A 23,203-nucleotide genomic window follows, 5' to 3' on the forward strand; every position below is an offset into this window, starting at 1 on the left:
AACAGTATTGTTCGGCGGAATCCTACCAACCAACTGTTGCAAGAGAAACCGAAAGTTGAATCGCTAAGCAAGCAATGCTGCGAGTTCTTCGAGACTCTGCGTTTTAGGCTTGACCGGTTGCCCAGACTTTCGCGACTCCGGACGGAACACCAGATCGTTCTCATCCCATTCGGCCGCCCACCCCGGTGGGTCGTTCCAGTTCAGCTGCTCAATCTTGATCGGCCGATACAGCGACAGCGCGATGCAGTAAACCAGCAGGTCCCACGCCTCGTTGCGAGGTGACTGCTTTACCCAGCCGTCGGTGCCGCGGACCTCAGCGACCATTTCAGCGAACCACCAGTCGGGCAACCAGTCAGGCATGTTGATCCTGCCGCCGCCGGGGATCGAACGATCGAGCATAACGTTCAGCTGATCCTTGAGGGTCAGCGTGTTGATCATCAGCACTGGGATTTCGCCGCGCGCACCGGCACTCCGGTCTTTACGCTCGGAATCCGGATAGCTGATCTGCACTCTCGGCGCGGTCTTGTTCGAGCCGCCCTTGAGCAGTCGGAACCTGTTGTGTAGGCCAGCCGGGAATTCTTCGCCTTCAGAGTCACGCAGCATGCGCCAGAAGCCGTAGGCGTTCTTGGTGGTCGAGCTGTCGTGCTTCTTGTCACCCTTACCGCCCGAGTCACAACCGGTGACCTTGATCGACATGACACGCCCCGAGCCATCGGCCAGGGGGTAGGTCTTGAGGATCACCTGATCGATCAGCAGCTTCCAGTCTTCCAGGTAGGAGGCTGGGTTCAGCCGCTCGCGCTCACCGTCCTCGTCCAGGCGCGTCGATTTTTTGATGGCGAAGCGGTCGATCACCGTGATGTCGCCGCCCTCCCCCATGCCCATCACCTGAACCTGAAAGCTGGCACCCTGTACGTCAACCGTAGCCAAGAGGAAGCGGACGCCTTCGGGAACGACCTTCTCACCGAGGTCGCGAGCCATGGCCTTCACGTCTTCCCACAGGCGACCCTCGTCGACACCGCGTGGCCGGAACGGCAAACCTTGGTCAGTGTTAACTGTCGTCTTTAGGGCTTCCTGGCTTCCCGTGCGCTCGTATTCTTCCTCGGCCTTGAGGTGCTTAAGCGCCAGGTCGCGCCAAGTGGTGAATGCAGCCGCAGGCCCCTTCATCCAGAAACTGGCGATGTCCGAGCGGAACGGTACACCTTCGACCCTGTTCTCGCGCGGCAGCCAAATCTCACCGTCGCGTACCCATCTTGCGTTGCCCTCGGTAACCTGGTTCAGCTCATTCTTACCGGGCACACCGTCCCGTCCGTCGTGCCAGATCACGCCCGCGCAGTGTGGGCAGCGCATCACAGTCGCCTCGGCGGCCTCGACGTGATCCTTGCTGTTCGGGATCACCAGCAGCTTAAAGTCGGGCTCGAAAGCGTTCCGGCAATGCGGGCATTTCCAATTCCAGCGACGACGATCACCCCGGTTGTACAGCGCCAAGATGCCCTTGGTCGGCGGGGCTTCGTGGGGACTCTTCGGCACCCACTTGGGGTCCTCGATTTCATAGCCCGGGCTCGATTCCGCCACGGTCATGGCGTTGCGCCGGAAGGTCTGTCCACGCTTGGCCGTCAGATCGTAAGCATTACCTTCGCCGTCCACAGATTGCGGCATGCGGTCATAGTCCGACAGCCAGTTGCGCCCGACTGTCTTACCCGACAGCTCGGTAATGGTCGGCCACTTGACGAGCAGGTGCATGCCGCTGAGGAAGCGAATCGAGTGAGTCGAACGGGCATCGCGACCCGGGGCAACGGTCGCACCCAGTTTCTTGGAATGACGGAACGCCCGGCGCAGATCCTTCTGACTCCAGTCGCGAGCCGTGGCCTGGGTCATCAGGACGTGCATCATGTCCGCCGGATCGTAGATCGCGGTGTGCCCGAGCCAGTTGAAGAACATATCGGACTTACCGGTACGCGCGGGACCGGCGAAGATCATCCCGAGGTAGTCCAGGCTGGTCAGCACCTCCATGGGTTCGACCAAATACGGAGCAATGCTGTTGTCCCAGTAGCCGACGTAGCTGCCCGGGTTGTTCAAGTAGCGCGACTTCTCAGCCGCCTCCGCTACTGTCAGCCGTTCCGGTGGGCGTATGCCTCCGGCCGAGGCTGCGATCATCTGCTCAAGGGAGGTGAAGATCAATCCGTTGCCCCTTGAGCATCCTCGGGTTCCGCGCCGTCATCCTCGGGTTCCGCGCCGTCATCCATCAGCGACGAAAGGGTGTTTCCGTTCTTGGGCGCCTCGACCATCAGCTGGTAGACGTTTTCCAGCAGCCGGTCAGTGAGCTGCGTGATCAGCACGCGCTGCTCGGGGGTCAGACCCTCGATCCGCTCGACCTCCTCAACCCAGAGATTTGCCGTCGTCTTGAACGAGATGGCCAGATTGCCGAACACCTTCAGCACGCTCTCCGTGCGCCACAGATCACGGGCGTTCTCCTCAAACTTCTGCCGCTTGAGCATCGCGCCCCAGTAGGCATCGTTGAGCATTGGCGGCAGATCGTTCGGGCGCAGCGTCTTGATGTACGAGACGAGGTCGACCTTGGGCTTGACCAGATAGGCTGCGGCATCAGGAATGCGGTACAGCGGTCCACCGTTGCGGCGACCGACTACTTCACAGCCGGCCGAGGCCAGCTTCTTTGCGATAGTGTTTTTGTCGTGACCAAAGACCTGGGCAAGCCAGCTGGCGCTAACGCCGCCGTACACATCGGCCAACGCGGTGACGACCGGGTCTAGCGGTTCGTCGGTGTCGCCGATCAGGTCATCGATCTCTTCAGCTGCAACCGGCGGCTTGGCCTTCGGCGGGCGGCCACGTTTCTTGGGCGCCTCTTTCGGGGCCATGGGTTACTCCGGAACTGGCGGCATTGGGGATTGATTTGCGCCGTTTGAGTTGCTGCCGCGGCCTGGTCGCGAAAACCTTCCCGGTGGTCACTTGGCTCTAGTTAGCTTCCGGTTACTGTCCAGCCGTGCACAGCCTTTCGTATTCACCGTCAAATCAATCCCCGATGCAGCCTCTTACGAGGTGGATCGGCCGCTCTCTCGCCATCGGCGCGGATACCGACTGCAACACGACCCCGGCCTTTCGACAGGGCGCATTCGGCCGATCGCTTCACTTGGTCGCGCCCTGCTGGGGCCGATGGCCTTCAAGAGCAAACTTCCAAGCGTTTCTGCAGCGTGCCTCACAGGAGCATTCAAGCCCTACCCAACGCGTTACGTGGGGTTATGCCGGACCTTATGGCCGGCAGAGGGGATTGTTGTTCACCTTAGGATGTATTGTCAACTGTTGGTTGAATCCAAGATCGCAACCCGAGCGCGAACCCAGCCGTAGAGGAATGTCCGCTGGGAGAGATTATTCTCGGTGATTTCCAGGTAGCGGTTGCCCTGGGTACAGTTGAGCGCACGAAGCATTACGCTCTCCCCCTCCACGCCGCGCTTGCGCAAGAATCGAGACAAGGCCTCAATCGAGACAGGGCCGATCCGGCCGTCGACGAATAGATCGTCGTACCCGCTATCGGCGGAATTGAAACCGTTCAGCCAACGCTGCAGGAATTCGCCAGCACGGTGCGGTCCCATATTCACGCCGGTATCAACCAACTCCTCAGCGATCCGTTCGGACAATGCCAGAACGAGGTGGAAGTTGGGCTCGGTGTAGTAGCGCTTGCGGTAAATGAACTCCGCGAGCGATCTTGGTAGATCGGCCATAGGACCGAGATAGCCGTTGGCGCGAGCTACTGCTGCAGTGATGCCATACATAGTCTCGCCGCCGCGATCCTTCTTGTTGTTCGAGTAGCCGCCTTCGGCCTTTATTATCGCGGCAATAATGGCGTTAATCGTGTTTTCTTGGGCTGATTCCGGCATGGCATGACACTATTTGGCGACTCGTTTTTACCAAAGTATCGTTGCCAGTTTCAGCTGTCGACGCGATTTTCAACTTTTGTTAGTTGAATTTTTCGATGTCCGGCCAGCGGTCTTCCTTGGTGCCGTAGCCTCCGCTCCCACCGTGATCCACCAAATCGATGACGACGTATCCGCCTTTCCGGTCCGCGTATTTATCGATCAGATCATGGGGCATGCGAATGAAATCTACATCGACTGGCGAGGTTTGGATCGCGCCAACAACTGCACATCGTTCGTATGATTTTGGAAGAATGATGCGAAGGCCACCCTCCTCGATCGGCTGAGCCAGGGCGACGAGATAGGAGGTCTGGGTGCCCTCGCGAATGGCATGGAAGCTAACCGCTTCGGCCGAAGCATCGTCCTCGGCAGGGAATGCACAGTGTCCACCGCTGAGTTGCAGCAGACCCATAAACACGTTTACAGCCCCACCCGCTCGGGCGTTCTGCGCCTTTCGCTGCTTCGGCGCCATTTCAGGCGTAATGCCCAGGGAAAGCCAGGGTTCATCCACCAGCAGTAGCGTAGCCAGTTCGCTCATCTTCGCTGGACGCGGGCGAGACTCGCCCGCAAACCACTTACGCACAGCCTCATGGCTGACTTTCATCTTTTCCTTGACCCATGTCTGGCGGCCCTTTCCATAGGCAGGGATGTCGGGATGACCATCGCAGGCTATCTCCAACCGGTTCGCAAATCCTTTGTCTGCCATTTTCTATCTCGTCCTCGCTATCTAACTATAATTAGACACCAGGTGGTGCATACCACCCTCTTGGTACGCCCTCAGCAGCCGGGCCACATAATTCAACTATCTGTTGACATGATGTTGAACGATTCAACGGCAGAGTCAATTCTTTTTTGCATATATTGACAGATATTCAACAGATAGGTGAGTGACTGGTCGGTCAGATAGGATTTTTCGCGATATTATTGGTATTCCCGATATTTGGTCGCCTCAACCAAGGCGTTTTGGGTGGCATCTTTTTCGGGAATGACCGCCATTACGCGCTCGTCGACAGTCCCGTCAGCAACGATATGGTGAAAAACTACCGTCTCCTTCTGGCCGGGTCGGTGGAGTCGCTTATTCAGCTGCTGGTAATATTCCAGACTCCAGCACAGGCCGTACCAGACTGTGATGCTGCCGCCATATTGGAGATTGAGTCCGTGACCTGCTGACTGCGGATGGGCCAGTAGGATCGAGATTTCCCCAGCGTTCCAGCGCTTCTGCAGATTCGGCGCTTCGCCGACCACCTCAGCCTTCGGGTATCGCTTGCGCAGCTTCACCAGATCGAATTGGTAGGAATACGCGACGAGCACTGGCGCCCCGTTGGCCTCCTCAATAACGCTGTCCAGGGCATCGAGCTTCAGGGAATGGATCTCGATGACGTTGCCGTCTTCGTCATAGACCGAGCCGTTCGCCAGCTGCAGCAGCTTGCCTGTCAAAACGCCATTATTCACCGCTTCAATGTCATGCTCTTCGAGCAGCATGGTTTTCTCGAACTTGCGGTACTGATCCATTACCTTTTTCGGCAGCCGCACGCGAATGGTGTTGTGGATGACCGGCGGCATGTCGACGTAATCCTCGGTCTTCATGCTGAGCGTGATGTCCTGGATGCGCTCGACGATCTGTTCGAAAGCGCCCGGCCGCAGGGTGTACTTGAAGCCCATGTAATCGCTGTCGAACCAGCGCGTGCGGTACTGGTTGTAGCTGGAGAACAGCCGCTCGCCCATGTCCAGCAGGTAATACTGGCTCCAGATATCTTCCATGCCGTTCGGTGCCATGGTTCCGGTCAGGCCCACAACCCGATCGATCCGCTTGCGCACGCTACACAGGGCACCGAAGCGGGTGAGATTACCCTTGAGGCGCTTCACGGCTTTCTTCACCGCGGCTTCGATCTGCTCTGGCGTGAGTCCCTTCGGCAATTCCTTCATCGTGGCGTCAATGACCTTCTGGATGGCCACCTTAGTCGGCTTGGTTTTCTTCGATGGGTTCTTGAAGCGCGATATCTCGTCGATGATCACCATGTCGTACGGCCAGTCATCCCCCCAGAGCGCCACCAGCCAGCCGATGTTCTCCGTGTTGATGATGGTGACCTCGGGCAACAGGCGTGCGCGGTTTTCTCGCCGCTCGGCAGGTCCCGTCAGAACCTCGTAGTCGAGTACGTTGGTTTGCTTCCAGGCATCGATTTCCTCGGGCCACGTTTCCTCGGCCACCAGCAGCGGTGCAATGATTAGCACGCGGGTGACGATAAAGCTGTCGAGCAGTTGGCGAATTGCGGTCAGGCAGATCGCGGTCTTACCGAAGCCCATCCCCAGGCCCAGCATCGCTGCTGGATGATCGCAGATGAACTTGACGCCCACCTTCTGGATGCGGCGCATATCCTCATAGTCACGCATATTCGATCCCCAACACGCGCAGCCCGGCTAGAGGGTTATCGATGACGTGCACTTCGGCACCTGCCTCGCGGAACAGGTCGATCTCACGCTGCTGAGTGGCACGCGGCTTGCCGTCTGGGCGCTTGAACTCGATCAGCACGATACGTCCGGCCTTGAGAAAGAAGCGGTCCATCCCGTTGCGCCGGCCCGCCCACTTCAATTTGCGCACGATCCAGCCGTCGGCTTCAGCCTTCTCGCATACCCAGTCTTCAATCGGGCTTTCGATCATCAGTTGATCCCTCCTCAAGCAGTTGAAATATCAGTTAAATCAGATGGTCGAGCTTGGCGTCCCACTGGTACGCGGGGTGCCCTACGTCACGCAGGATCGACACGGCTTCGCGGGCGTACCAGGTGAGGTCCACGTCATTGGGAAATTCTTCAGGGAGGTCCATTAGCGGAACCGCGCCGCGGGAGCGAGAGACCGTGTTGCTGTTGGTTTTGTAGCGGATGTCACGGGTTTCACCGACGCCGTAGTACCAGCGCACCGCCTTGCCCAGATAACGCGCGTGCTTCAGCTGAGCCTGAGTGACGTGCTTGTAGGCTTCGTCGCGGCTCATCGAGAGGGTGTAGTCCTCGTTGGTCCAGACGCCAGGCTCTGGCCACTCGCACCATCCCTCACGCTCCAGCAACGCCTTCTTTTCACCCACTCTGGCCTTGGGGTCGAACTCGCAATGGCCGTAAACCGCCCCGCCGTTGACCTGACGCACCGTGACGAATTTGGTGATGTCCTTGCATGCCGCCAGCGTTTCTTCAACCGGCACACCCTTCGTGAGCGCATCCACGGCTGCCGCAATGGCGATCTGGTTGGCGGGGTTCTTCTGCAGCCCGGGCTCAGCGAAGGCGCCCTTCAGCTTGACTGAACCGTCGGTCTTCACGGCGATGTAGTTGTTCACGTCACGGCTAAAGAGGGCGCTGTACTGAGTTTCCTCGGTCTCGAAGTTGGTACGAGCCTCCCAGTCGGCGACGATCGCGTTGAGGTCGTCCTGGCGGGCCTTAGGGCACTTGATGACCACGCCGTCGGTGTTGGCACTCACAACGGGAATGCCAGCGACTTCCAGCATCTCGATCAGCATCAGCAGCGCGAGCTGGCCGGTGATCGTCACCTGGATCATCAGGTGGGGCGAATACAGGCAGGACCACTTGGAGCCGAACTTGCCGAACGACCCGTTGATGGTGATCTTCAGCGAGTCCGCCGTGACCTTGTCACCGGCATCCTTAGCCTTCAAGCGGCGCTCAACGATCGTCCGATATACTTTCAGGAACACGGGACCGAGGTGTTTGGGAAAAAGGCTCTGACCTAGAATTATTTCGGGGTAGTAGCTACGAACGTCGCGATCGATCAGCAGGGTGTCGTCATCTGCAATGTGGGTGACCGAACTCTCGCTGGAGTGCAGGCCGCCGATACCCATGCGGTAGATCGAATTGCCAATCGACACGTCGGCGCCGGTCAGCTCATCTGGCATCGCCACGCTGCCGTTGCTTTCAACCACGAAGCGGGCCTCGCGCACCATCTCCAGGACGTCGAGCATCACGGGCGTGGTGTAGCGAATGAAGTCCGGAATCTGGTAATTGAACGCGGTGCCGGCCGGGAACTTTGGTCGCTCCGGTCTGAAACCGGTTAGCGCCTCTATCTGTGCCTTGATCACCGCCTCTGCAATCTGAGCATCAGACTTCGATCGAAGGTCCATGCCGTACTCTGCGGACATCCGCTCGCGCAGCTCAAGTTGCTTAATCAGTTTCGCGCGTAAGTCGCTGGTGGCGTTTAGATCATTACCGTTATACGAGACCAGCTGAGGGCGCAGCTCCGGTGTAATCGAGGCGTCCGGCTCCACTGGAAGATCCTGCATGCGTTGCGTGTGGACGCGGCCACCGTAGATTTTCAGGCTGGCCTGCCCGGGCGCCACTTCGATCAGGTCGATGTGGTCGATCTTGGGGATGCGAATGGAGAAAGCCCGCTCGAATTCCCAAGGTTTCAGATTCTGTTGGATGATGGCGTCACTGGCGCGCTTGAGCTGGATGTTGCTCGCGCCGGTCAGTGCGTAGTACACCATCGGGATGTCGTAGCTGTTGCCATTGAACGTGAATATCTGGCAAACCCTCATCACCCTGCCGAGCAATTCGCGATCTAGCGGGTGACCCTCGTACAGCTCGATGACCAGCGTGTTGCCGGTATCGATGTTCCGGACGCCGACCTCGAAGTAATCCTTGTAGCACTCAACGTCCAGGACGACCCGTTTCTTCTCTCTCATCAGTTGCATGCTCATCCGTTAGTGGAAAAAAAGGGCGCCTCGGCGCCCTTTCTGCAGGGGTTGGGTCAGATCATGTCGTCGTCTTCGTCGTCCAGATCGTCGAGGTAATCGTCGGCATCGATCGGGCCGGCGCCGAATGGCTCGCCGTCCTTACGGAAGCGGACCAGCTCGATGGAAGCGAACACGCCGTTGCCACCCTTGTCCTTGTCGGCGATCGGGTAAACGCTGACCACGGCATCGACGTAGCAGCCGCCATAGATCACGTTGTCTTCTTCAACCAGCGGACGCTTGTCGCGGTTCAACACCTGCGGACGGCGTTTCTCTGGGGAGCTGGCTTGGACGAACATCATGTCCTCGTAGCCCTTGTAGATATCGCCCTCATCATTGGTCGCTTTGTCGCCCTGGCGCAGCGGCTTACGGTCCCAGTCGATGTTGTCGAAAATTTTGTCAGCCTTATCGCCCCATTGCTTGGTTTTGGCGTGCTCGATTGCCGAGTTCATGGCCTTGATGTTGGCCTTACCTTCAGCGGTCGATGGGTCGATCAGGAAAGCTGCGCTGAACTTCGGTGCAGACGTATCCGTGGACTTCTCCGCCTTGAACAGCTTCGGGAAGGACAGGCGGACATTCTTGAGTACAGCGATATCAGGACGTGCAGATGCCATGTTGTAGTTCCTCGGTCAGATCAGGTCGTCGAGTTCATCGACTTCGGTTTCAATTTCGGCCCCGGCGATCAGGTCATCCAGATCGTCATCGAGGTCATCCAGTAGGTTGATTATCGGAATCAGCGCCTCTCGGCGGTCGCTCTCCGGCACCAGGGCAGGCTTGCCGTCGGGGCGGTGAATCAGATCCTGAGCAGCCTTCCAGTTGCGCGTACCGGCCCCCTTCTCCATCTGCGCTGGGCTCTTCAGCTTCTGCGTGTAAATGGCGCGAGCCGGCATTTTGCTTTTCCAGAACTCCTCGGCCTGCTCCTCGCTGACCCAGCTGCGGTCACCCTGGGTCGCCACTGCCTTGAAGCCTGGAGTCGGCAATCCCTTCAGCGCATCGTCGAGCGCTGCGGCATGGAGGTTATTGATCCAGCTGGTGATGAGCGACTTGTGCTCGATAACGTAGCTGCGGCGCTCCGGTGTCAAGGTCGCGTGGGCGGTCAATTCAGGTTTACTCCTGCGGTCGGCGTCCAGGCTCTCCAGGTCGATACCCAGCAGGTCCAGAACGAATTGGTCCAGGGCGGAACAGGCCGTATTCCTGGCTGCCCGGCAGAATCTGCATCCTTTCGGGCTGGGGTTCAGCGGCGCGTCCGGGTCCAGCGTTGCGATAGCCGCAGCGGCAACCTCCTCGGCGAACACCAGCAGTTCATCGAGCGTGGTGTACCACTCGCTACCACCACCGGAGACGCGGGGCTGATCGACCCGCAACAGGAAGCGCGTGGCCTTCGTCCGGTGTCTGGCGTAATTCATCCAGAAGCCGAGCGCGTAGATCATCATCTGCTTGTTGCGCTCAGCATCGACGGTCACGCCACGGCCAAACTTCAGATCGTCGATGATGATCAGGTCGTCCGAGATGCCCCCGGCATCCAGCGTCCCGAAACCACCTTCAATCCACGGGTCCATCTCAACCCGGTATTCGAACACCCACTCAGCCTTGGCTTCGCGGATACGGTCGATGCCCGGCTGCAGCCAGCGGGACCACTCGTCTGTCACCTCGAAGAGCCGGTCGTCCGCCTTGATCCTTTCCCCTACCAGGTCGGCAACATCCTTCCCCTCGTTCAGGCAGCGCTCGCGAACCTCATGGGCCGCGGTGCCTTCACTGGAGAATTCGCTGGTTTCCTCGGGAAATCGCTCTTCCATCCGGGGCTTACCCGGGCAAACCATCCACCCTTCAGCATCGGACGGGCTCAGCCGGTGATGCTGGGCGACAGCCTCGGCGATCGGGGTGCGATCTATGGGTTGATGTACAGTCACCTAGCTCTCCAAAGGAGGCCCGAAGGCCCCCTCACCGGTTGGTTCAGACCAGATCGTCTTCGGACTCGGCAGCAATCTCAGCGAATTCGCCGCTTTCGGGATCGATGTCTTCGCCGGCGATCTTGCGCTCGACCAGGTTCATCGCCAGGGCGCGGTGCTCAGGCAGCAGCTCGGTGGCTTTGGCGGCACCGAAGCGCTGGAGCAGAGGCTTCACGAAAGCGTGACGCTCAGCGCGCTCTTCCTTCGGGAGGTCCTTTGGCAGATAGCTTGCGAACACCGCAACCAGTTCTTCCAGGGACGGATGCTCGGTGGCAGTTTTCTTGCTTTCAGTCGGCTTTTTCTCGGCAGCCTTGGCTTCTTTTTCAGCCTTGGCATCAGCGGCGTCTTTGGCCTTCAGCGCCGCCAGTTTCTCTTCGTAGATTGACTCGGTGGTCTTGTAGACGCCGTCTGCCTCAGCCTTCTTGGCTGCGTATTCAGCTTCAGAGTCGACTTTTCCGAAGAAGCCAGTGGAATTGTCAGCCCAGAAGATTGGGCCGGTGGCGGCTTTCGATTCGGATTTGCTGGTCGACTTGGTGTCGGCCTTGCTGCCTTTCGGAGTTTTATCAGCAGCCTTCTCGACCGGGGCCGATGCTGCCGCCGGCAGATCCGCTTGAGCACCGCTGATAGCGCGGATGGCTTCAGAAAGGCCGTTGATGGCGGCTGCAAACTTTTCGCTGATATCGAGGGTGACCTGCATGTTCATCTCTTGCTCCCGGATGTTGAGTCGGCTTCGGCGTTGTCGCTTCAGTGGGACGAATTACACACCATCAATTTCAAGCTTGTCAACTGTCAGTTGAATATTCATCCATGTGGATCGGTTACCGCTTAGGCAATATCGCCTTGCACTGGTCTCCGAGCGCTACCTAGAATGGTGAGAATTCCACAATCTGATGAATGGTGAGCGTGAGCATGGGCCGGGGTGAAGAGCGGGGCGACGTGAGTCGTTATAAGAATCTTGGCGAGCTGCAAGACCTACTCCTGCGGGCCTGCCCCCCAGACAGCACGGGTAAGCGCAGCATCCCGGTTTTGGCCAAACACCTGGGCGTCAGCAACCAGTACGTTTACCGCTGGATTGAGGAAAAGTCCGTTCCGCCCAAGTATGTGACCAAGCTGGTTGAAATTTCCGACGAACAGGTCAGCTTCAGCGATTTCCACAAGTTCGTATTCTGATCGTTTATTTCTCAACTTATAGTTGAATCCTCACCTACGCAGCCGTATCCTGTCCTAAAACTAGGACAACCGAGGTGTGCGCGTGACGCTCAATCCGAAGACTCAGCGCCTCATAAACCTGATGGCGCAGCACAATGTTGGAATTCCCGACGTGTCCGCGCTCGTCAACCGCAGCGAAAAGACCGTTCGCATGTGGCGCAGCAAGAACGAACCCTCCATCCCAGACGAATTGCTTGAGCTACTAGAGCTGAAGCTGAGCCAACGCGCTGGGGAGAAAGTCGCATGAGCACCACAAAACGCTTGCTCAGCTATGGCCGCACTACGGCAGCTGAACGCGGCGAGATGATCACCCAGGAAGCCCGCTGGGAAGAGGTGGCAGAACTCTTCCGCGAGCCGGTTCGCCGCAGGATCAGCACGTCCCAATATCACGCGATGAGTCCGAAGGATCGCGCGCGAAGCAAAAACACGGGGTTGTTCTTCGGCGGCTTATGCAACAACGGTAAGCGCAGTGACAGCAGCCTGGTGTCGCGTTCAGTGGTCAATCTGGACCTTGACGACCATTGCGATGCAATTTGGGAAGAGTTCAGTCTTATCGGCAGCCTCTCAGCGCTCGACGGAATAGCTCACCTCGTCCACACCACCCGGTCGCACTCAGACGCCGCGCCCAAGTTGCGCATCCTCATCCCGCTCAGTCGCGATGTGACGCCTGCCGAATACGAGCCGGTTTCTCGCGCACTTGCGCAGATGCTGGATGTGAAGATGGAGGCGGTGGCGCGCGAGAGCTATACACCGGCTCAGGGTATGTATTTCCCATCCGTCAGTAGCGACCAGGAATATCATTTTTCCCTAGCGGAGGGCGCTTTCTTCGATCCGGACAAGGCTCTGGCGAAGTTCCCTGCGGATGACGCCGCCAGCTGGCCGAAGAAGATTAAGGAAAAGGTCAGCGAATACGTAGCCGGCCGGCGCATGACGCACCCGGAAGAAAAGAAGGCCCAGGCGCCGATCATCGCAGCGGTCCACCGCGCATTCGATCCGTGGACATTCATCGCCGAATTCCTGCCGGACAAGTACATCCCCAGCGGGGATCGCTATTCCTACGTCGGTGCCACAGGTGCGCCGAGCGTTCGCATCTACGACGACGCCTTCATTCAGTCCGACCACGGGTCCGACCCTGCGGTTGGCCAGCACAATACCTTCGACCTTGGGCGAATCCACCTCTTCCGCGAGCTGGATGATGATTACGACACGGTCAACCTGTCGCCCGTTGATTGGCCGTCCTACAAGCGGATGGCTGAGTTCATGCTGGAGCAGCCGGCCGTGCGCGATGCGCTGGTGAAAATCGAGGCGGAAGTCGAAGTGGCACGCAACGCCGGCATGCTGGATCTGCTCGGCGAGCTGGATGATGACGAGGACGATGAGCCTTCAGCTGAGCCGGATGAGGACTTCGACGATCTGATCGGGGCACCGCCTGTCGAGAAGAAGGTTGCCACGATCGAGGACGTGCTTCGCAAGGTTCGTCGCAGCATCGAGAAAGCCAAAAGCCTGGACGACCTTGAGCGCCGACTAGAGATCATCCGCGCGTTCCCGACCACCGATTTCAGGGACCTGCATCGGGACCTAGTCGCACCGGACATTCAGCGCAAGTTCGCCGAGCTGGCGGATCAGAACATCACCAAGTCCACCGCTCGGAAGATGCTGACGCCGACGGTCGAGAACCTGCGCGATCAGATGGCGGACGCACCGCTGCCAGATTGGCTGAAGGACTGGGTTTACGTGACCAGCGAGAACAAGTTTCTCAACCTGGACACCAAGGAATACCTCAGCAAAGAGGGCTTCAACGGACGGTTCAACAAGGAAACCGGCGATCAGTTCGGCTCCAGCGACATGGGCCTGGCGAAGCTCACCGCGTTCGATGCTGCCACTCAGATTTTTTGCGTACCGATGCCCTACTGCACCAAGTTCCACCCGGGTAAGCCCGAGGTGTTCGTCGACGAGGGCGTGTTCTACGCCAACACCTACCGTTCAGCCATCGTCGACAGCGGCGGCTACAAGGGTCACCTGGGTGTGAAGTTGCTCAAGCGCCTGATCGCCGACCTGTTTCCAGATCCGGAGCACCAGTCGATGGTGTTGGACTTCTTTGCACACTGCGTTCGTCACCCGGAGAAGAAATTGCGCTACGCCCTGTTGATCAAGGGCTCGGAGAACGAGGGTAAGTCGTTGCTGGCTCACCTGATGCGCAAGCTGCTGGGGCGCCAGAACTTCGGCATCGTCGGCCCGGAGCAGTTGAAGGAAAAATTCAACGGCTGGGCCTACGAAAAACTGTTCTGCGTGGTCGAGGAAATCAAGATCAGCGGGCGCGAGGCCCATGAGGTGCTGAACAAGATCAAGAACATGATCTCGAACGAGGAAGTCAACATTCGCCGTATGCAGAAGGATGCCACCACCGAGGACAACTTCTGCAATGTTTACCTGACGACCAACTACGAGGACTGCCTGCCGTTGGATGAGGACAACAGTCGCTATTGCGTGCTGTTCACCCAGTTCCGCACCAACCAGGAGGTCAAAGATTGGCGAGCCAAGCGAATCGCCGAGGAAGGTGATGATTATGTGAGCGTGCTCTATGACCACATCAACGAGCGCCCCCACCAGTTCCTCAGCTTTTTCCACGACTACGAGTTCAGCAAGCACTACTACACGGCCGGCGGACGCGCGCCGGACACCTGCTTCAAAGCGGTGATGGCCGAGGACTCCAAGTCTGATGAGCGCCTGCTGTTGGAGCAGATGCTGAGCGACGCCAACGACCCGTCCATTAGCGACGACACCCTGGTTTGGTCGAGTTTCCGCACCGAGCTGGATCGCCGCGGCATGGGCGCATCGCTGAAGGGGCGCGGTATCAGCAGCTTCCTCAAGCCGATGGGCTTCGTGAAGGCGCGGGAGACCTGCCTGAGCTTCGATGGGGAGCGTCGTACGCTAACCGTGTGGACGAGGAACACTCAGCTGCTGGGAAAGGAGGACCGACTGACTCAGGAGGGCATGGAGTTGGTGCGTAAGGCCGTCATTGCCCACGAAGAGTTGGATGATCTCGAATCGCTCGCGGACAACGTGGTACGAATGCGCGGCAGAAGGTGACAATGATTCTCGATTAACAGGCCGCCTCCGGGCGGCTTTTTTGTGCCGCCTCGAAATCGGAAAAATCCGGATTCGGCTGAAATCGGAAAAATCGGAATTCACATACCAGGTGTTCACCTCGAATCGCCGAAAATCGGAAGTCCGAAAAATCGGAATTCGTACCCGTATCGGAGATTCACCCCCTTGTATCGGCATTAATTTTTAGCCTGCCGGGAATGGCGGATAAGCTGGAACCTTAGTGCCACGCGGCCTTCAGGATTTCAGTCAGGTGTTAATGACTTATCGGGGTTTTTCTTACTTTCTTATATGTGCGTAACACACATCATGCGTCATCACCTCACCGTGACATCATCATCACCCTCTCATCATCCCTTACATATAAGACTTTATTTAATACAGATAAGTCAGATAAGTCCGATAAGGGGAGCTGTAGGCCCCGGTTTTGCTGGATGCTCACTTATCGGACTTTCTTATCGGGGTTAATTTTTGTCCGATAACGGCACCGTACCGGCTCTAACCCCGGTCTGGTACTGCCGCCCGCTCTCCAGCTGCAGGTTGCAGTTCTCCAGGGCAGCCTTGATCCGCTCCGCATGGGCGCCGACCTCTCGGAAATCCCCGCCAGTCCATTGCGGCACTGGACAGCTCCGCAGAAAGCGCCCCGGCAGGTATGTGTACCGATACTCGGTCTTGGTGACGACGGGCTGGTCAGCGCAGGATGCTGTCAAGCTGAGCAGGCACAGGCACGCCCAGGCACGCAATACTTTCATCGCTATCTCCTTCGGTCTTGGTGATGTTCTCGATACCTGTCAGGGCATCGTCCAGCTTGCGATCGTTCGCCTCGGTCCGGTCAGCCAGTTGCCCGAGAGTGCCGTCCAGCGATTCCAGGCGGCTCAGGATTAGCGCGGCCTGCTGCCGTTGTTCCCCAGCGACCTGAGCCGCGGCGATCGCTTCACCCCGTGCCACTGTCGCGTCCTGCCACGCCTCTTTCAGCTGCCAGGACAGCGCGAGCACTGCAATCCCCAACGCTCCCAACACCCCATAAAACCAACCCATTTCACACCTCCAATCAACCTTCCTACCACTCATCAAGGAATATTCAACTGTTTGTTGACAACGTAGGCGAGACGCCATCAGAATCCTCAAACAGTCACCTGGGCACGATAACCGCGCACTGGGTGTTGAAACGAGGGGAGTTTCAAATGCAGCTGCAGGATGTTCGTGTTGGGAAAGCGACTGTGGTCGAACACGCCGATGGCGGCTGGGCTCTTCCTGGGGGAGGACGGACCGACGACCGGCTTGCAGCAATGGGGGTTGCTGCCGAAATAGATCGTTTGATGCCGCGTTCGCAGCCCGCAGAGGCGGCTGTTTTCGTACCAACCGTTGTGGTTCGTCGTCCGGCGAAGAATGCAAGCCTGGTTCTAAGTCGTACGTAAAGCGGCGCACACGTAAGCGCTTTGTTGACAGTTGTGGATTAAGCCGTACCTACGTCAAGGTTGTATGGCGATCGTTGAATCTACGCTGGATGTTCGAGCTTGGCGCGCTATCAGGAAGCGACCTCCGAGCTGACCAAATCAGAAACCTGAGAGAGCCGATCGATGAAAGCCCTATCCGTCTCCAACAGCCGATGCCAGTGCACGGGATGCAACGAGTTCTTCAACTCGCTTGCGGCCTTCGACAAGCACCGGATTGGAGACTTTGGGGCAAACCGTCGATGCAGAACGGCTGAAGAAATGAGAACGGCAGGCATGGACCATAACGCTGCCGGCTATTGGGTCACCGCCCCTTCTACGGGCGGATTCTGGGGCAAGCAGGACGCCCCGGATGACCTTGACGAATTGATCTGACCAACACCGAGGGATTAGGGGCATGTGCAATTGCAAGGCTGAGATGGAAGAGATGCTTGCCGGACAAATAATGGGCTCACTGCCAGTAGGCGCTGAAGGTTTGAATGTGCAGCTAGGTGGCTTCGGCCTGCTGGTTGGCGCTGACCGTCAGTTGGAGCACAAGAACCAGGCGGAGATCACCATCTCGTACCAGGTGCCTGCTAAGTCCGGCGTAGCGGAGATGAAGACCAAGAAGCAGAAAATGATGCTGACCGGCAATTTCTGCATGTTCTGCGGTGAGCGATACAGCCGTGAACACGCGCCGAAGGTCGACTGAGAGCGACCTGCATGGGTGAATGGGTACTGTTCTGGCACGCTACATCCGACTGCTACTTTTGGGTGGAAAACCCGACCGATGATGATTATCAGGGGGACGGCGAAGTCTCTCCAGTAACCGGAATCGAGGGGCATGAGATGCGAGCGTTCGAGGATGGTGTCCACCGACCGGAAGGCTGGCTAGACCCGCTGATCTAACGAATTACCAACGACAAGGAGCTTCACAATGCGGATCGCTGATGGGAAACGCTTCTCCGGTATCGCGAAGATGATGGCAACACTGCTGACCGGTACGATGTCCGCACCCAAGGTGCCGAGCCTATACAGCCGTTATAGCTATGGTCGTCCGTCCGGAAAGGCGCTGCGCAACCCGAAAGATCCGATTCAGCAGGCTCGCATTCAGGCCGCGGCGGGGAAACGGGACCGTAAAGAGTGGTTACGTGACCGATATCTTTACATATCTCATCGCAAAAACGCCGCTCACCAAATGGCCAGCAACACGTTCAGCCTCGATCCGCTTTTTATTGCCCGTTGATTCAACTTTTCGTTGTATTTACAACAACTTACCAACCACAGAAACGTAAAGGAGCTACACCATGTCCAAGCAAAACCTGATCGATACCATCGCCTTAGAGACCAACACCAGCAAAGCCGAAGCTGGCCGCATGGTTGACGCGGTCCTCCATGGCCTGAAGTCCGAGCTGGCCGCTGGCAACGAAGTCCGTATTGTCGGCTTTGGCTCGTTCACCCCGGTCACCCGCCCCGCCCGTCAGGTGCGCAGCCCGCAGACCGGGGGTCAGATCAACGTCCCCGCCAAGGTGGTCGTGAAGTTCAAGGCCGGCAGCAAGCTACTCGAAGCGGTGAACTGATGGATAACCAGCATCGCAAGATCAAGGGTTACCGCGAGCTAAGTCAGGAAGAAGTCGACCTGATGAACGCGATCAAGACCAAGGGTGCCGAGCTGCTGGAGCTGCAGGCGAAGCTAGTGGAATCGCTGTCCAAGCAACAGAGTGATAAGAAATGGGCGGCCGACCTAGTCGAGAACGGTAGCCATCACGACAGCGGTCAGGTCGAGGAACTTGCGCGCTTCGAAGCAGCCGAGCCCCAGCGTTGGGCCGCAATCGGCAAAACCGATATCCAGACCGGCATCATGGCTCTGGTTCGCGCAGTAGCTCAGCCCGCTGGCGTCTGATCCAACCGCAACACAAGAGACCCGCTCCGGCGGGTTTTCTTTTGCCCGGGATTCCTTCAACGCGAATCTGGAAAAATCGGATTTCGTGACGAGAGGTGCCTAATGGCGAATTCCCGAAAAACCGAACTCGCTGAAACCCTTTGCAGATCAACAATTTGCTCCCGAGACGTCTATTGAAGGGTCTCAAAGTTCTCGAATTCCGGGCTCGGCGCCGCCCCCGGTACACCGTTTCGCCCAGATGGGACCCAGAGCGACCCCCGGGTGCCGTCCGTACCTGCAGGCCAGGAAGTCGGGAAACGGCGGATTCACGGATTCAGCAATTCCCGGATTCGCTGATTCACCACAAACAACTGATTCACGAATTCCCATAAACACGGATTCGCCCCCTTCCCCATCGTTGCCCACTAATCCCCGGATATAGACTCCCCATGCTTCCCAGGTTGGTGCATGCCGGGTTGCTGTGGTGGTGACCTTCCCAGGTGGGTGCATGCCGGGTCGCTGTGGTGGTGACGGTTTGTCCCGTTCAACTATTTTTGTTTTCTTTTCAACTAATGGTTGAATACGCAACATCAAGGCGATATTATCCCGCCCATGGTTAGACGAACTGAAACGGAGTAACCCGAATGTTCAAGTCACTAGTAGTTGCCGCAACCGTCGCTTTCCTGGCTTGGAATAGCGCCGCACCGATGGCCGGCCAGATCGAAGGTCGCCACGCTCAAATTGAAGCCGCCACCCGCTGAAAAGGAGTCGCTGCAATGCTGAATAAAACCGCCCTTAAAAACCCGTCGTTCCTGGCAAAGGTTGGCTACGCCATGCGCGGCGCGGTGAACGCCTCGGTTAACCGCTTGAACATCGGCCTGGCCACAGCAACCAATCGCCACGGCGCCCCGGCTGTTCGTGTTGTGTACCGGCGCGGACTGTCCGCCCCGTTCGAATTCTTCGATTCCTCGGACCGTGACGTTACGGACGAAGTTATTCAAGCGCTGCGCCAGTACGGCAGTCCAGAGGCCGCGCAATGAACTCCGCCCAGTTCGCTTTCTCGTTCGCGTATCAACAGGCAAAGGCGGGGCGAATTGTCCGCCTGCAGAAGTCCGACGGCCTCTGGTGCGTAACCGTTCGTCCTTCGTTTCAACTGATAGTTTTGAATTCAGCTCAAAGGAATGTCGCAGCATGAATTATTTCAGACTGGCAAAAGACGCGAAGCCGTCCGAGCAAGAAACCGCCTTTAACGCTTACCTGGCGTCGGCTGGCGTGGAATATGCCGCCGTATGCCTTGGGGAGACGAAGCGCGACGACTGGACCGCCGATGCTTGGCGCGTAGTTTTCCACCGTCCCGGCCGTGATGACCTAGTGCTCGACTACTTCACCGGCATCGGTCACCGCGTAGCCAGTCAACCCGCGCCGGATTTCGTACGAATCAACCCGCGAAGCATCGCAACCGCCGATTGGATGAAGCAGCACGTTAAGCCGCACAAGCCAGAGGCAGCGGGCGTTATCCATTCCGTGATTCTCGACAGTTCAGCGGCTGATGAGTCGTTTGCCGATTGGTGCGCAAACCTCGGTTACGACACGGATAGCCGCAAGGCCCTTGCCAACTATCTGGCGTGCCAAGAGGAAGCCGGCAAGCTTTCCAAATTCTTCACGGTAGACGAACGCGAACAGCTGGCCGAATTGCTGGAGGATTACTAATCATGGAACACATTCGAATCAATATCGAAACCGGCAATTCCGCCTTTGAGGATGAACCTGCCACGGAAGTGGCGCGCATTCTCCGCAAGCTAGCCGATCAGTTCGAAAACGGCGATTTTCCGCAAACCGTCCGCGATATCAACGGCAACTTGTGCGGCGAAGTAATCGTCAGCCTCGACTGCGAATAACGGAGTCCGACCAATGAAAAAGCCCGTTAACGCGCATATTCACCGGTTCGGCGATTCGGTCGCCCTGGCATTCATCGGCGCCGATGGTGAAACCGTTTATCTCGACGCGGACCAAGCCGAACAACTGGCCGGCGCTATCGCCGAATGTGTCGAGAGTATCCGCACCGTTAAATATTCGGCTTCGAACTTCGGAAGTCGCAGTTTCACGCCAAGCGCTACAGACGCGAAATAACTGCGCCCGTTTATTCAACTTTCAGAGGAATTTGCAACCATGAACCGCATAGAACTGAACATTGGCGGGCGTGACTTCGTTTTCGCTGTGGAATTTATCGATGACCAAGACGCGGGCGCCCCTTGGGACAACAGCGATTGCCATGGCGTGGTCACCGGCTGGGAACGTCGGGACCATTACAAAGGCGGCAAGCATCCTGGCGAGTTGATTCTAGCCAAGTCCGACCGCTGCAACCGTGACGGCCGATATAGGTTCTACGACTTCGCCGCATCGTGCCGCCTGGCATTGCGCGACGGTTGGGACGCGCACCCGTACAACGAAGGCGACGAAACCAAGCGCCAGCAAGCCGCCAAGGCCGCCCGCTCTGACTTCGAATATCTGAGGGGATGGTGTAACGACGAATGGCGCTATGTGGGTGTAGTCGTCACGCTGCTAGACGATGGGGGCGAGAAAACCGAGGTTTCGGATTCGCTGTGGTGCGTCGAAACGTTTGGCGACTACCACGAAGTTCAAGCGCGCACTCTGGCCGATGAACTGTTAGGCGGCTATGGCGTTTCGTGGGACCAAGTATCGAAAACATCCTACGGCTACACCCAAATGAGTGTCGCGTGATGACCATCGCCCAACAAATACGGCGCGGCATGGCGATCGCGTTCTTTTCTTCAGCCTATGCCGACCAAGCCGACGAATGCGGCCAGCCGTTACGCGGTGAAATTACCGAACAGCTGCCAGCCGATATCGATCCAGCCGCAACCCATGCCGCCGATACCCTGGCTATGGGGATGATTTCTAGCAACTGGCGCCCGGAAATAGCCAGCCGCCCGGAACTGACCGTAGACCGTGGCCTAGAACTGATTTACCGGAAGGCCGAAAGCCTATCGGCAGACGGCGCGGACCGTGAATTGACGCCAGAGCTGTTCGGGCATTATTGCGCAACGCAGGCGATGGGCACGGGCGTCGGGCTTGAGTCGTTCGGTTATGCCGTGCGAGATTTCTTCAAAGTCCCGTATTGCGAATTTGGTTCGTACTCGCTGGAAAAGGATTATTTCGAAGATTGCAGCGAGCCGGAAAAGCTACGCGCCCTTATGTACGAATGGCACGGCGGCCAAGATTCCGTTCTTTACGCTGCCGCGTCGTCAGGTCTGGTCTCAGACGTCGAAGCCCTGGCGCACGAATTGCGCAACTGTGCGGACAATGCCACGAATCCCGATACGACCCCCTTTGAAGATGCCAGCGGAACCGAGGCGACCGAGGAAGCCGCCACGCTTCGAAAGTTTGCCGATGATTTGCCGACCATGGTTGGCGCGGCTTTTCTTCACCCTGTCGGACGCGTTCGCTATTGGCCGCTGCCATGGGCAACCGTACCGGCCGGCGCTGAGCCTTTCCAATCGGTTACGGAGCGCGACCAATGATCAAGCGAGCGCAAAAGGTTCCAGTCTTGGACCGCCGTTATAGCGTGGAACTGGAATTCATCGGCCAGCCGACCGCCGTCTATGTGGCGCGGTTTTGTGGTGAATTCATCGGCTCAGATGCCGGCCCTAGTCACGCCTGGCAGCTTGTGGAAGACCATGCCGCGAAGCGCTTGGCCGATATCAATGCTGAACTGAACGGAGCGGTGACCCAATGAAACTACTTCCGATACCCCAGCACGACGGCGTTGAACGGCCACGCGGCGCAGTCGATGACCGAGAAGTGGTTTTCGGCTCCTACTCCGGGACCGGGTCCAGACGCTTCAACCCAGTGGAGTACGCAGCTCAGACCGTGGCATTGGAAGAAGAACTGGAGGCGGCTATCGAGGCTGCGCGTGAAGCCACCGCGGCCAAGTTCCTTGCCTTCTACCGCGAGCTGTTGAAGCCGTACCGGATATCGACTCACCGCGTGGTCGTTTGTGCCGGCATGGGTATGTCCACCATCGACGTGACCAACCTACGGACTGGCAAAACCGAGGGTGTTGAGTTCCTGCCGTCCCACTGGGACCGGGGCGTATATGCCTTGTTAAGGGAGATCAGTCAGGCGCTGAACTGGGACTGGGCTGCTTACCTAGATGGTGAAGTCATCGCAGGTCCGGCCGATAGTTTTGAGGTGACCCAATGACAGACGACAACGAAAAAGAACCCGTATGGCCGATAGCGTACGTTTACGCCGGCTTTAATTTGATCGTACAAACGGCGCGCGTGGTCATCTTCCTGGCCGCTGCATGGGTTGCGCTGAAGCCGGGCGGAAGCGTGCTCGCTGCAATCCTGATGCTAATAATCGGCAGCGCGATAAGAACGAAAAGCTACGCGGAAGACTTCGAACGGCACGGCTAGTCGGAAACGATCAAAATCGCCACCAATTGAGCTACCATTGCCGGCAACGGCGCGAACAAACGCGAGAACGAAACAATGGCCACACAAGACCAAGCAATTTTTAGCCACGCGGAGCTTGAACGTATTCACGTCGAGATATCCAAGCTTATGGCGGAAACGCGGAAGCTAAACGCGGAAGCGGGGAAGATGGGACGCGAAACCTTTTGGTATCCGGTCCTGATATCGACCGGGCTGATTACCGCTGTCTCCGCTGCAACCGTCGCAGCCATCAAGATGCTAGGCGGCTTTGCGTAGTCGCAACCGATCCAAACCAAGCCCGGCTACTACCGGGCTTTTTTGTGCCTGTTATTCCGGGCGTGGGATATCTGGAGACGGCGCCAGCGGTCCCATGGTCCGCCCGGACGGCAGCCACACCAGATATGCGCGCCAGTCATCAGCAGCAGCGCCCGGACAATAGGCGAGATATTCGCCACGCTCTGAGCCTTCCCGGTAGTGGTATTTACATTCACCAGCGCCGGCCGCCGATAACGCCC

Annotated in this window: 30 protein-coding genes and 1 pseudogene; 19 read left to right on the forward strand and 12 right to left on the reverse strand. The window is 57.9% G+C overall.

Annotated features, from left to right (window positions below; genetic code table 11):
• Nucleotides 1-63 precede the first annotated feature (63 nt).
• From NAV33_RS07320 to NAV33_RS07365, 10 genes are all read right to left on the reverse strand, one after another.
• Nucleotides 64-2,178, reverse strand: a complete 2,115-nt coding sequence (locus tag NAV33_RS07320; protein WP_255978444.1) for a phage terminase large subunit family protein — start codon at nucleotides 2,176-2,178, stop codon at nucleotides 64-66.
• Entirely contained in the window at nucleotides 2,175-2,873 is a 699-nt protein-coding gene (locus NAV33_RS07325; protein ID WP_255978446.1) for a DUF1441 family protein, read from the reverse strand. The genes NAV33_RS07320 and NAV33_RS07325 overlap by 4 nt, the downstream gene beginning before the upstream one ends.
• Nucleotides 2,874-3,308: 435 nt before the next feature.
• The gene (locus tag NAV33_RS07330) at nucleotides 3,309-3,890 is read right to left on the reverse strand and encodes a glycoside hydrolase family 108 protein (protein ID WP_255978448.1); all 582 of its coding nucleotides are present in this window, start codon (nucleotides 3,888-3,890) and stop codon (nucleotides 3,309-3,311) included.
• A 79-nt stretch (nucleotides 3,891-3,969) separates the two neighbouring features.
• Complete coding sequence (locus NAV33_RS07335; protein ID WP_255978450.1) at nucleotides 3,970-4,632, reverse strand: hypothetical protein; 663 nt, start codon at nucleotides 4,630-4,632, stop codon at nucleotides 3,970-3,972.
• A 215-nt stretch (nucleotides 4,633-4,847) separates the two neighbouring features.
• Nucleotides 4,848-6,317, reverse strand: a complete 1,470-nt coding sequence (locus NAV33_RS07340; protein WP_255978452.1) for a DEAD/DEAH box helicase — start codon at nucleotides 6,315-6,317, stop codon at nucleotides 4,848-4,850.
• Nucleotides 6,310-6,585 carry a hypothetical protein gene (locus tag NAV33_RS07345; protein ID WP_255978454.1) on the reverse strand — a complete coding sequence of 92 codons (276 nt, stop codon included), beginning with the start codon at nucleotides 6,583-6,585 and terminating at the stop codon, nucleotides 6,310-6,312. The genes NAV33_RS07340 and NAV33_RS07345 overlap by 8 nt, the downstream gene beginning before the upstream one ends.
• 34 nt (nucleotides 6,586-6,619) lie before the next feature.
• A complete protein-coding gene (locus NAV33_RS07350; RefSeq protein ID WP_255978456.1) occupies nucleotides 6,620-8,605 on the reverse strand; it encodes a hypothetical protein in 1,986 nt (661 codons plus the stop codon).
• Nucleotides 8,606-8,670: 65 nt separating this feature from the next.
• Nucleotides 8,671-9,267 (reverse strand): ssDNA-binding protein, encoded by a 597-nt coding sequence (locus NAV33_RS07355; protein ID WP_255978458.1) that lies wholly within the window; start codon nucleotides 9,265-9,267, stop codon nucleotides 8,671-8,673.
• 15 nt (nucleotides 9,268-9,282) lie between these two features.
• On the reverse strand, nucleotides 9,283-10,563 hold the full coding sequence (locus tag NAV33_RS07360) for a DUF2800 domain-containing protein (protein ID WP_255978460.1): 1,281 nt from the start codon (nucleotides 10,561-10,563) through the stop codon (nucleotides 9,283-9,285).
• Between the two features lie 43 nt (nucleotides 10,564-10,606).
• A complete protein-coding gene (locus tag NAV33_RS07365) occupies nucleotides 10,607-11,305 on the reverse strand; it encodes a hypothetical protein (RefSeq protein WP_255978462.1) in 699 nt (232 codons plus the stop codon).
• 233 nt (nucleotides 11,306-11,538) lie between these two features.
• Between NAV33_RS07365 and NAV33_RS07370 the strand changes: the two genes are divergently transcribed.
• From NAV33_RS07370 to NAV33_RS07380, 3 genes are all read left to right on the forward strand, one after another.
• Entirely contained in the window at nucleotides 11,539-11,772 is a 234-nt protein-coding gene (locus NAV33_RS07370; RefSeq protein WP_255978464.1) for a YdaS family helix-turn-helix protein, read from the forward strand.
• A gap of 76 nt (nucleotides 11,773-11,848) precedes the next feature.
• Nucleotides 11,849-12,058: a hypothetical protein gene (locus NAV33_RS07375; RefSeq protein WP_255978466.1), complete on the forward strand. Its 210-nt coding sequence runs from the start codon at nucleotides 11,849-11,851 to the stop codon at nucleotides 12,056-12,058.
• Nucleotides 12,055-14,901 (forward strand): primase-helicase family protein, encoded by a 2,847-nt coding sequence (locus NAV33_RS07380; RefSeq protein WP_255978468.1) that lies wholly within the window; start codon nucleotides 12,055-12,057, stop codon nucleotides 14,899-14,901. The genes NAV33_RS07375 and NAV33_RS07380 overlap by 4 nt, the downstream gene beginning before the upstream one ends.
• A 479-nt stretch (nucleotides 14,902-15,380) precedes the next feature.
• On the opposite strand, the gene lysC is transcribed toward NAV33_RS07380, so the two are convergent.
• Complete coding sequence (lysC, locus tag NAV33_RS21510; RefSeq protein ID WP_423836649.1) at nucleotides 15,381-15,668, reverse strand: Rz1-like lysis system protein LysC; 288 nt, start codon at nucleotides 15,666-15,668, stop codon at nucleotides 15,381-15,383.
• Entirely contained in the window at nucleotides 15,607-15,954 is a 348-nt protein-coding gene (locus NAV33_RS07390; protein WP_255978472.1) for a hypothetical protein, read from the reverse strand. The genes lysC and NAV33_RS07390 overlap by 62 nt, the downstream gene beginning before the upstream one ends.
• 542 nt (nucleotides 15,955-16,496) lie before the next feature.
• On the opposite strand from NAV33_RS07390, the pseudogene NAV33_RS21515 reads away from it, so the two are divergent.
• The 16 genes and pseudogenes from NAV33_RS21515 to NAV33_RS07465 all read left to right on the forward strand — a co-directional run.
• Nucleotides 16,497-16,619: pseudogene (locus NAV33_RS21515) on the forward strand (hypothetical protein); the annotation flags it as partial.
• 148 nt (nucleotides 16,620-16,767) lie between these two features.
• Nucleotides 16,768-17,061, forward strand: a complete 294-nt coding sequence (locus NAV33_RS07395; protein ID WP_255978474.1) for a hypothetical protein — start codon at nucleotides 16,768-16,770, stop codon at nucleotides 17,059-17,061.
• 11 nt (nucleotides 17,062-17,072) lie between these two features.
• Entirely contained in the window at nucleotides 17,073-17,258 is a 186-nt protein-coding gene (locus NAV33_RS07400; RefSeq protein ID WP_255978475.1) for a hypothetical protein, read from the forward strand.
• Between the two features lie 28 nt (nucleotides 17,259-17,286).
• The gene (locus tag NAV33_RS07405; RefSeq protein WP_255978478.1) at nucleotides 17,287-17,595 is read left to right on the forward strand and encodes a hypothetical protein; all 309 of its coding nucleotides are present in this window, start codon (nucleotides 17,287-17,289) and stop codon (nucleotides 17,593-17,595) included.
• Between the two features lie 61 nt (nucleotides 17,596-17,656).
• Nucleotides 17,657-17,929, forward strand: coding sequence for an HU family DNA-binding protein (locus NAV33_RS07410; protein ID WP_255978480.1), 273 nt, complete (start codon nucleotides 17,657-17,659; stop codon nucleotides 17,927-17,929).
• A complete protein-coding gene (locus NAV33_RS07415) occupies nucleotides 17,929-18,252 on the forward strand; it encodes a DUF7681 family protein (protein ID WP_255978482.1) in 324 nt (107 codons plus the stop codon). Before NAV33_RS07410 ends, NAV33_RS07415 begins: the two co-directional genes overlap by 1 nt.
• A 755-nt stretch (nucleotides 18,253-19,007) precedes the next feature.
• A complete protein-coding gene (locus tag NAV33_RS07420) occupies nucleotides 19,008-19,271 on the forward strand; it encodes a hypothetical protein (RefSeq protein WP_255978483.1) in 264 nt (87 codons plus the stop codon).
• A gap of 85 nt (nucleotides 19,272-19,356) precedes the next feature.
• A complete protein-coding gene (locus NAV33_RS07425) occupies nucleotides 19,357-19,941 on the forward strand; it encodes a hypothetical protein (protein ID WP_255978485.1) in 585 nt (194 codons plus the stop codon).
• A 2-nt stretch (nucleotides 19,942-19,943) separates the two neighbouring features.
• Nucleotides 19,944-20,129, forward strand: coding sequence for a hypothetical protein (locus NAV33_RS07430; protein ID WP_255978486.1), 186 nt, complete (start codon nucleotides 19,944-19,946; stop codon nucleotides 20,127-20,129).
• Between the two features lie 13 nt (nucleotides 20,130-20,142).
• Entirely contained in the window at nucleotides 20,143-20,361 is a 219-nt protein-coding gene (locus tag NAV33_RS07435) for a hypothetical protein (protein WP_255978487.1), read from the forward strand.
• Nucleotides 20,362-20,400: 39 nt separating this feature from the next.
• On the forward strand, nucleotides 20,401-20,973 hold the full coding sequence (locus tag NAV33_RS07440) for a hypothetical protein (protein WP_255978488.1): 573 nt from the start codon (nucleotides 20,401-20,403) through the stop codon (nucleotides 20,971-20,973).
• On the forward strand, nucleotides 20,973-21,773 hold the full coding sequence (locus NAV33_RS07445; RefSeq protein WP_255978489.1) for a hypothetical protein: 801 nt from the start codon (nucleotides 20,973-20,975) through the stop codon (nucleotides 21,771-21,773). Before NAV33_RS07440 ends, NAV33_RS07445 begins: the two co-directional genes overlap by 1 nt.
• Complete coding sequence (locus NAV33_RS07450) at nucleotides 21,770-21,988, forward strand: hypothetical protein (protein WP_255978490.1); 219 nt, start codon at nucleotides 21,770-21,772, stop codon at nucleotides 21,986-21,988. The genes NAV33_RS07445 and NAV33_RS07450 overlap by 4 nt, the downstream gene beginning before the upstream one ends.
• Nucleotides 21,985-22,455 carry a hypothetical protein gene (locus NAV33_RS07455; protein ID WP_255978491.1) on the forward strand — a complete coding sequence of 157 codons (471 nt, stop codon included), beginning with the start codon at nucleotides 21,985-21,987 and terminating at the stop codon, nucleotides 22,453-22,455. The genes NAV33_RS07450 and NAV33_RS07455 overlap by 4 nt, the downstream gene beginning before the upstream one ends.
• Nucleotides 22,452-22,670, forward strand: coding sequence for a hypothetical protein (locus NAV33_RS07460; protein WP_255978493.1), 219 nt, complete (start codon nucleotides 22,452-22,454; stop codon nucleotides 22,668-22,670). The genes NAV33_RS07455 and NAV33_RS07460 overlap by 4 nt, the downstream gene beginning before the upstream one ends.
• Before the next feature lie 75 nt (nucleotides 22,671-22,745).
• Entirely contained in the window at nucleotides 22,746-22,964 is a 219-nt protein-coding gene (locus tag NAV33_RS07465; protein WP_255978495.1) for a hypothetical protein, read from the forward strand.
• Nucleotides 22,965-23,203 lie beyond the last annotated feature (239 nt).

This window comes from Stutzerimonas stutzeri (assembly GCF_024448715.1).
Lineage (GTDB): Bacteria > Pseudomonadota > Gammaproteobacteria > Pseudomonadales > Pseudomonadaceae > Stutzerimonas > Stutzerimonas stutzeri_AR.

Bases quoted from the DNA above. Each gene is read 5' to 3' on its own strand.
- NAV33_RS07460 (WP_255978493.1), top strand. From the start codon at position 22,452: ATGACAGACGACAACGAAAAAGAACCCGTATGGCCGATAGCGTACGTT.
- NAV33_RS07340 (WP_255978452.1), bottom strand. From the start codon at position 6,317: ATGCGTGACTATGAGGATATGCGCCGCATCCAGAAGGTGGGCGTCAAG.
- NAV33_RS07390 (WP_255978472.1), bottom strand. From the start codon at position 15,954: ATGGGTTGGTTTTATGGGGTGTTGGGAGCGTTGGGGATTGCAGTGCTC.
- NAV33_RS07445 (WP_255978489.1), top strand. From the start codon at position 20,973: ATGACCATCGCCCAACAAATACGGCGCGGCATGGCGATCGCGTTCTTT.
- NAV33_RS07440 (WP_255978488.1), top strand. From the start codon at position 20,401: ATGAACCGCATAGAACTGAACATTGGCGGGCGTGACTTCGTTTTCGCT.
- NAV33_RS07365 (WP_255978462.1), bottom strand. From the start codon at position 11,305: ATGAACATGCAGGTCACCCTCGATATCAGCGAAAAGTTTGCAGCCGCC.
- NAV33_RS07345 (WP_255978454.1), bottom strand. From the start codon at position 6,585: ATGATCGAAAGCCCGATTGAAGACTGGGTATGCGAGAAGGCTGAAGCC.
- NAV33_RS07420 (WP_255978483.1), top strand. From the start codon at position 19,008: ATGCTGAATAAAACCGCCCTTAAAAACCCGTCGTTCCTGGCAAAGGTT.
- NAV33_RS07335 (WP_255978450.1), bottom strand. From the start codon at position 4,632: ATGGCAGACAAAGGATTTGCGAACCGGTTGGAGATAGCCTGCGATGGT.
- NAV33_RS07430 (WP_255978486.1), top strand. From the start codon at position 19,944: ATGGAACACATTCGAATCAATATCGAAACCGGCAATTCCGCCTTTGAG.
- NAV33_RS07415 (WP_255978482.1), top strand. From the start codon at position 17,929: ATGGATAACCAGCATCGCAAGATCAAGGGTTACCGCGAGCTAAGTCAG.
- NAV33_RS07330 (WP_255978448.1), bottom strand. From the start codon at position 3,890: ATGCCGGAATCAGCCCAAGAAAACACGATTAACGCCATTATTGCCGCG.
- NAV33_RS07405 (WP_255978478.1), top strand. From the start codon at position 17,287: ATGCGGATCGCTGATGGGAAACGCTTCTCCGGTATCGCGAAGATGATG.
- NAV33_RS07455 (WP_255978491.1), top strand. From the start codon at position 21,985: ATGAAACTACTTCCGATACCCCAGCACGACGGCGTTGAACGGCCACGC.
- NAV33_RS07400 (WP_255978475.1), top strand. From the start codon at position 17,073: ATGGGTGAATGGGTACTGTTCTGGCACGCTACATCCGACTGCTACTTT.
- NAV33_RS07355 (WP_255978458.1), bottom strand. From the start codon at position 9,267: ATGGCATCTGCACGTCCTGATATCGCTGTACTCAAGAATGTCCGCCTG.
- NAV33_RS07410 (WP_255978480.1), top strand. From the start codon at position 17,657: ATGTCCAAGCAAAACCTGATCGATACCATCGCCTTAGAGACCAACACC.
- NAV33_RS07435 (WP_255978487.1), top strand. From the start codon at position 20,143: ATGAAAAAGCCCGTTAACGCGCATATTCACCGGTTCGGCGATTCGGTC.
- NAV33_RS07450 (WP_255978490.1), top strand. From the start codon at position 21,770: ATGATCAAGCGAGCGCAAAAGGTTCCAGTCTTGGACCGCCGTTATAGC.
- lysC (WP_423836649.1), bottom strand. From the start codon at position 15,668: ATGAAAGTATTGCGTGCCTGGGCGTGCCTGTGCCTGCTCAGCTTGACA.
- NAV33_RS07380 (WP_255978468.1), top strand. From the start codon at position 12,055: ATGAGCACCACAAAACGCTTGCTCAGCTATGGCCGCACTACGGCAGCT.
- NAV33_RS07325 (WP_255978446.1), bottom strand. From the start codon at position 2,873: ATGGCCCCGAAAGAGGCGCCCAAGAAACGTGGCCGCCCGCCGAAGGCC.
- NAV33_RS07465 (WP_255978495.1), top strand. From the start codon at position 22,746: ATGGCCACACAAGACCAAGCAATTTTTAGCCACGCGGAGCTTGAACGT.
- NAV33_RS07395 (WP_255978474.1), top strand. From the start codon at position 16,768: ATGTGCAATTGCAAGGCTGAGATGGAAGAGATGCTTGCCGGACAAATA.
- NAV33_RS07350 (WP_255978456.1), bottom strand. From the start codon at position 8,605: ATGAGAGAGAAGAAACGGGTCGTCCTGGACGTTGAGTGCTACAAGGAT.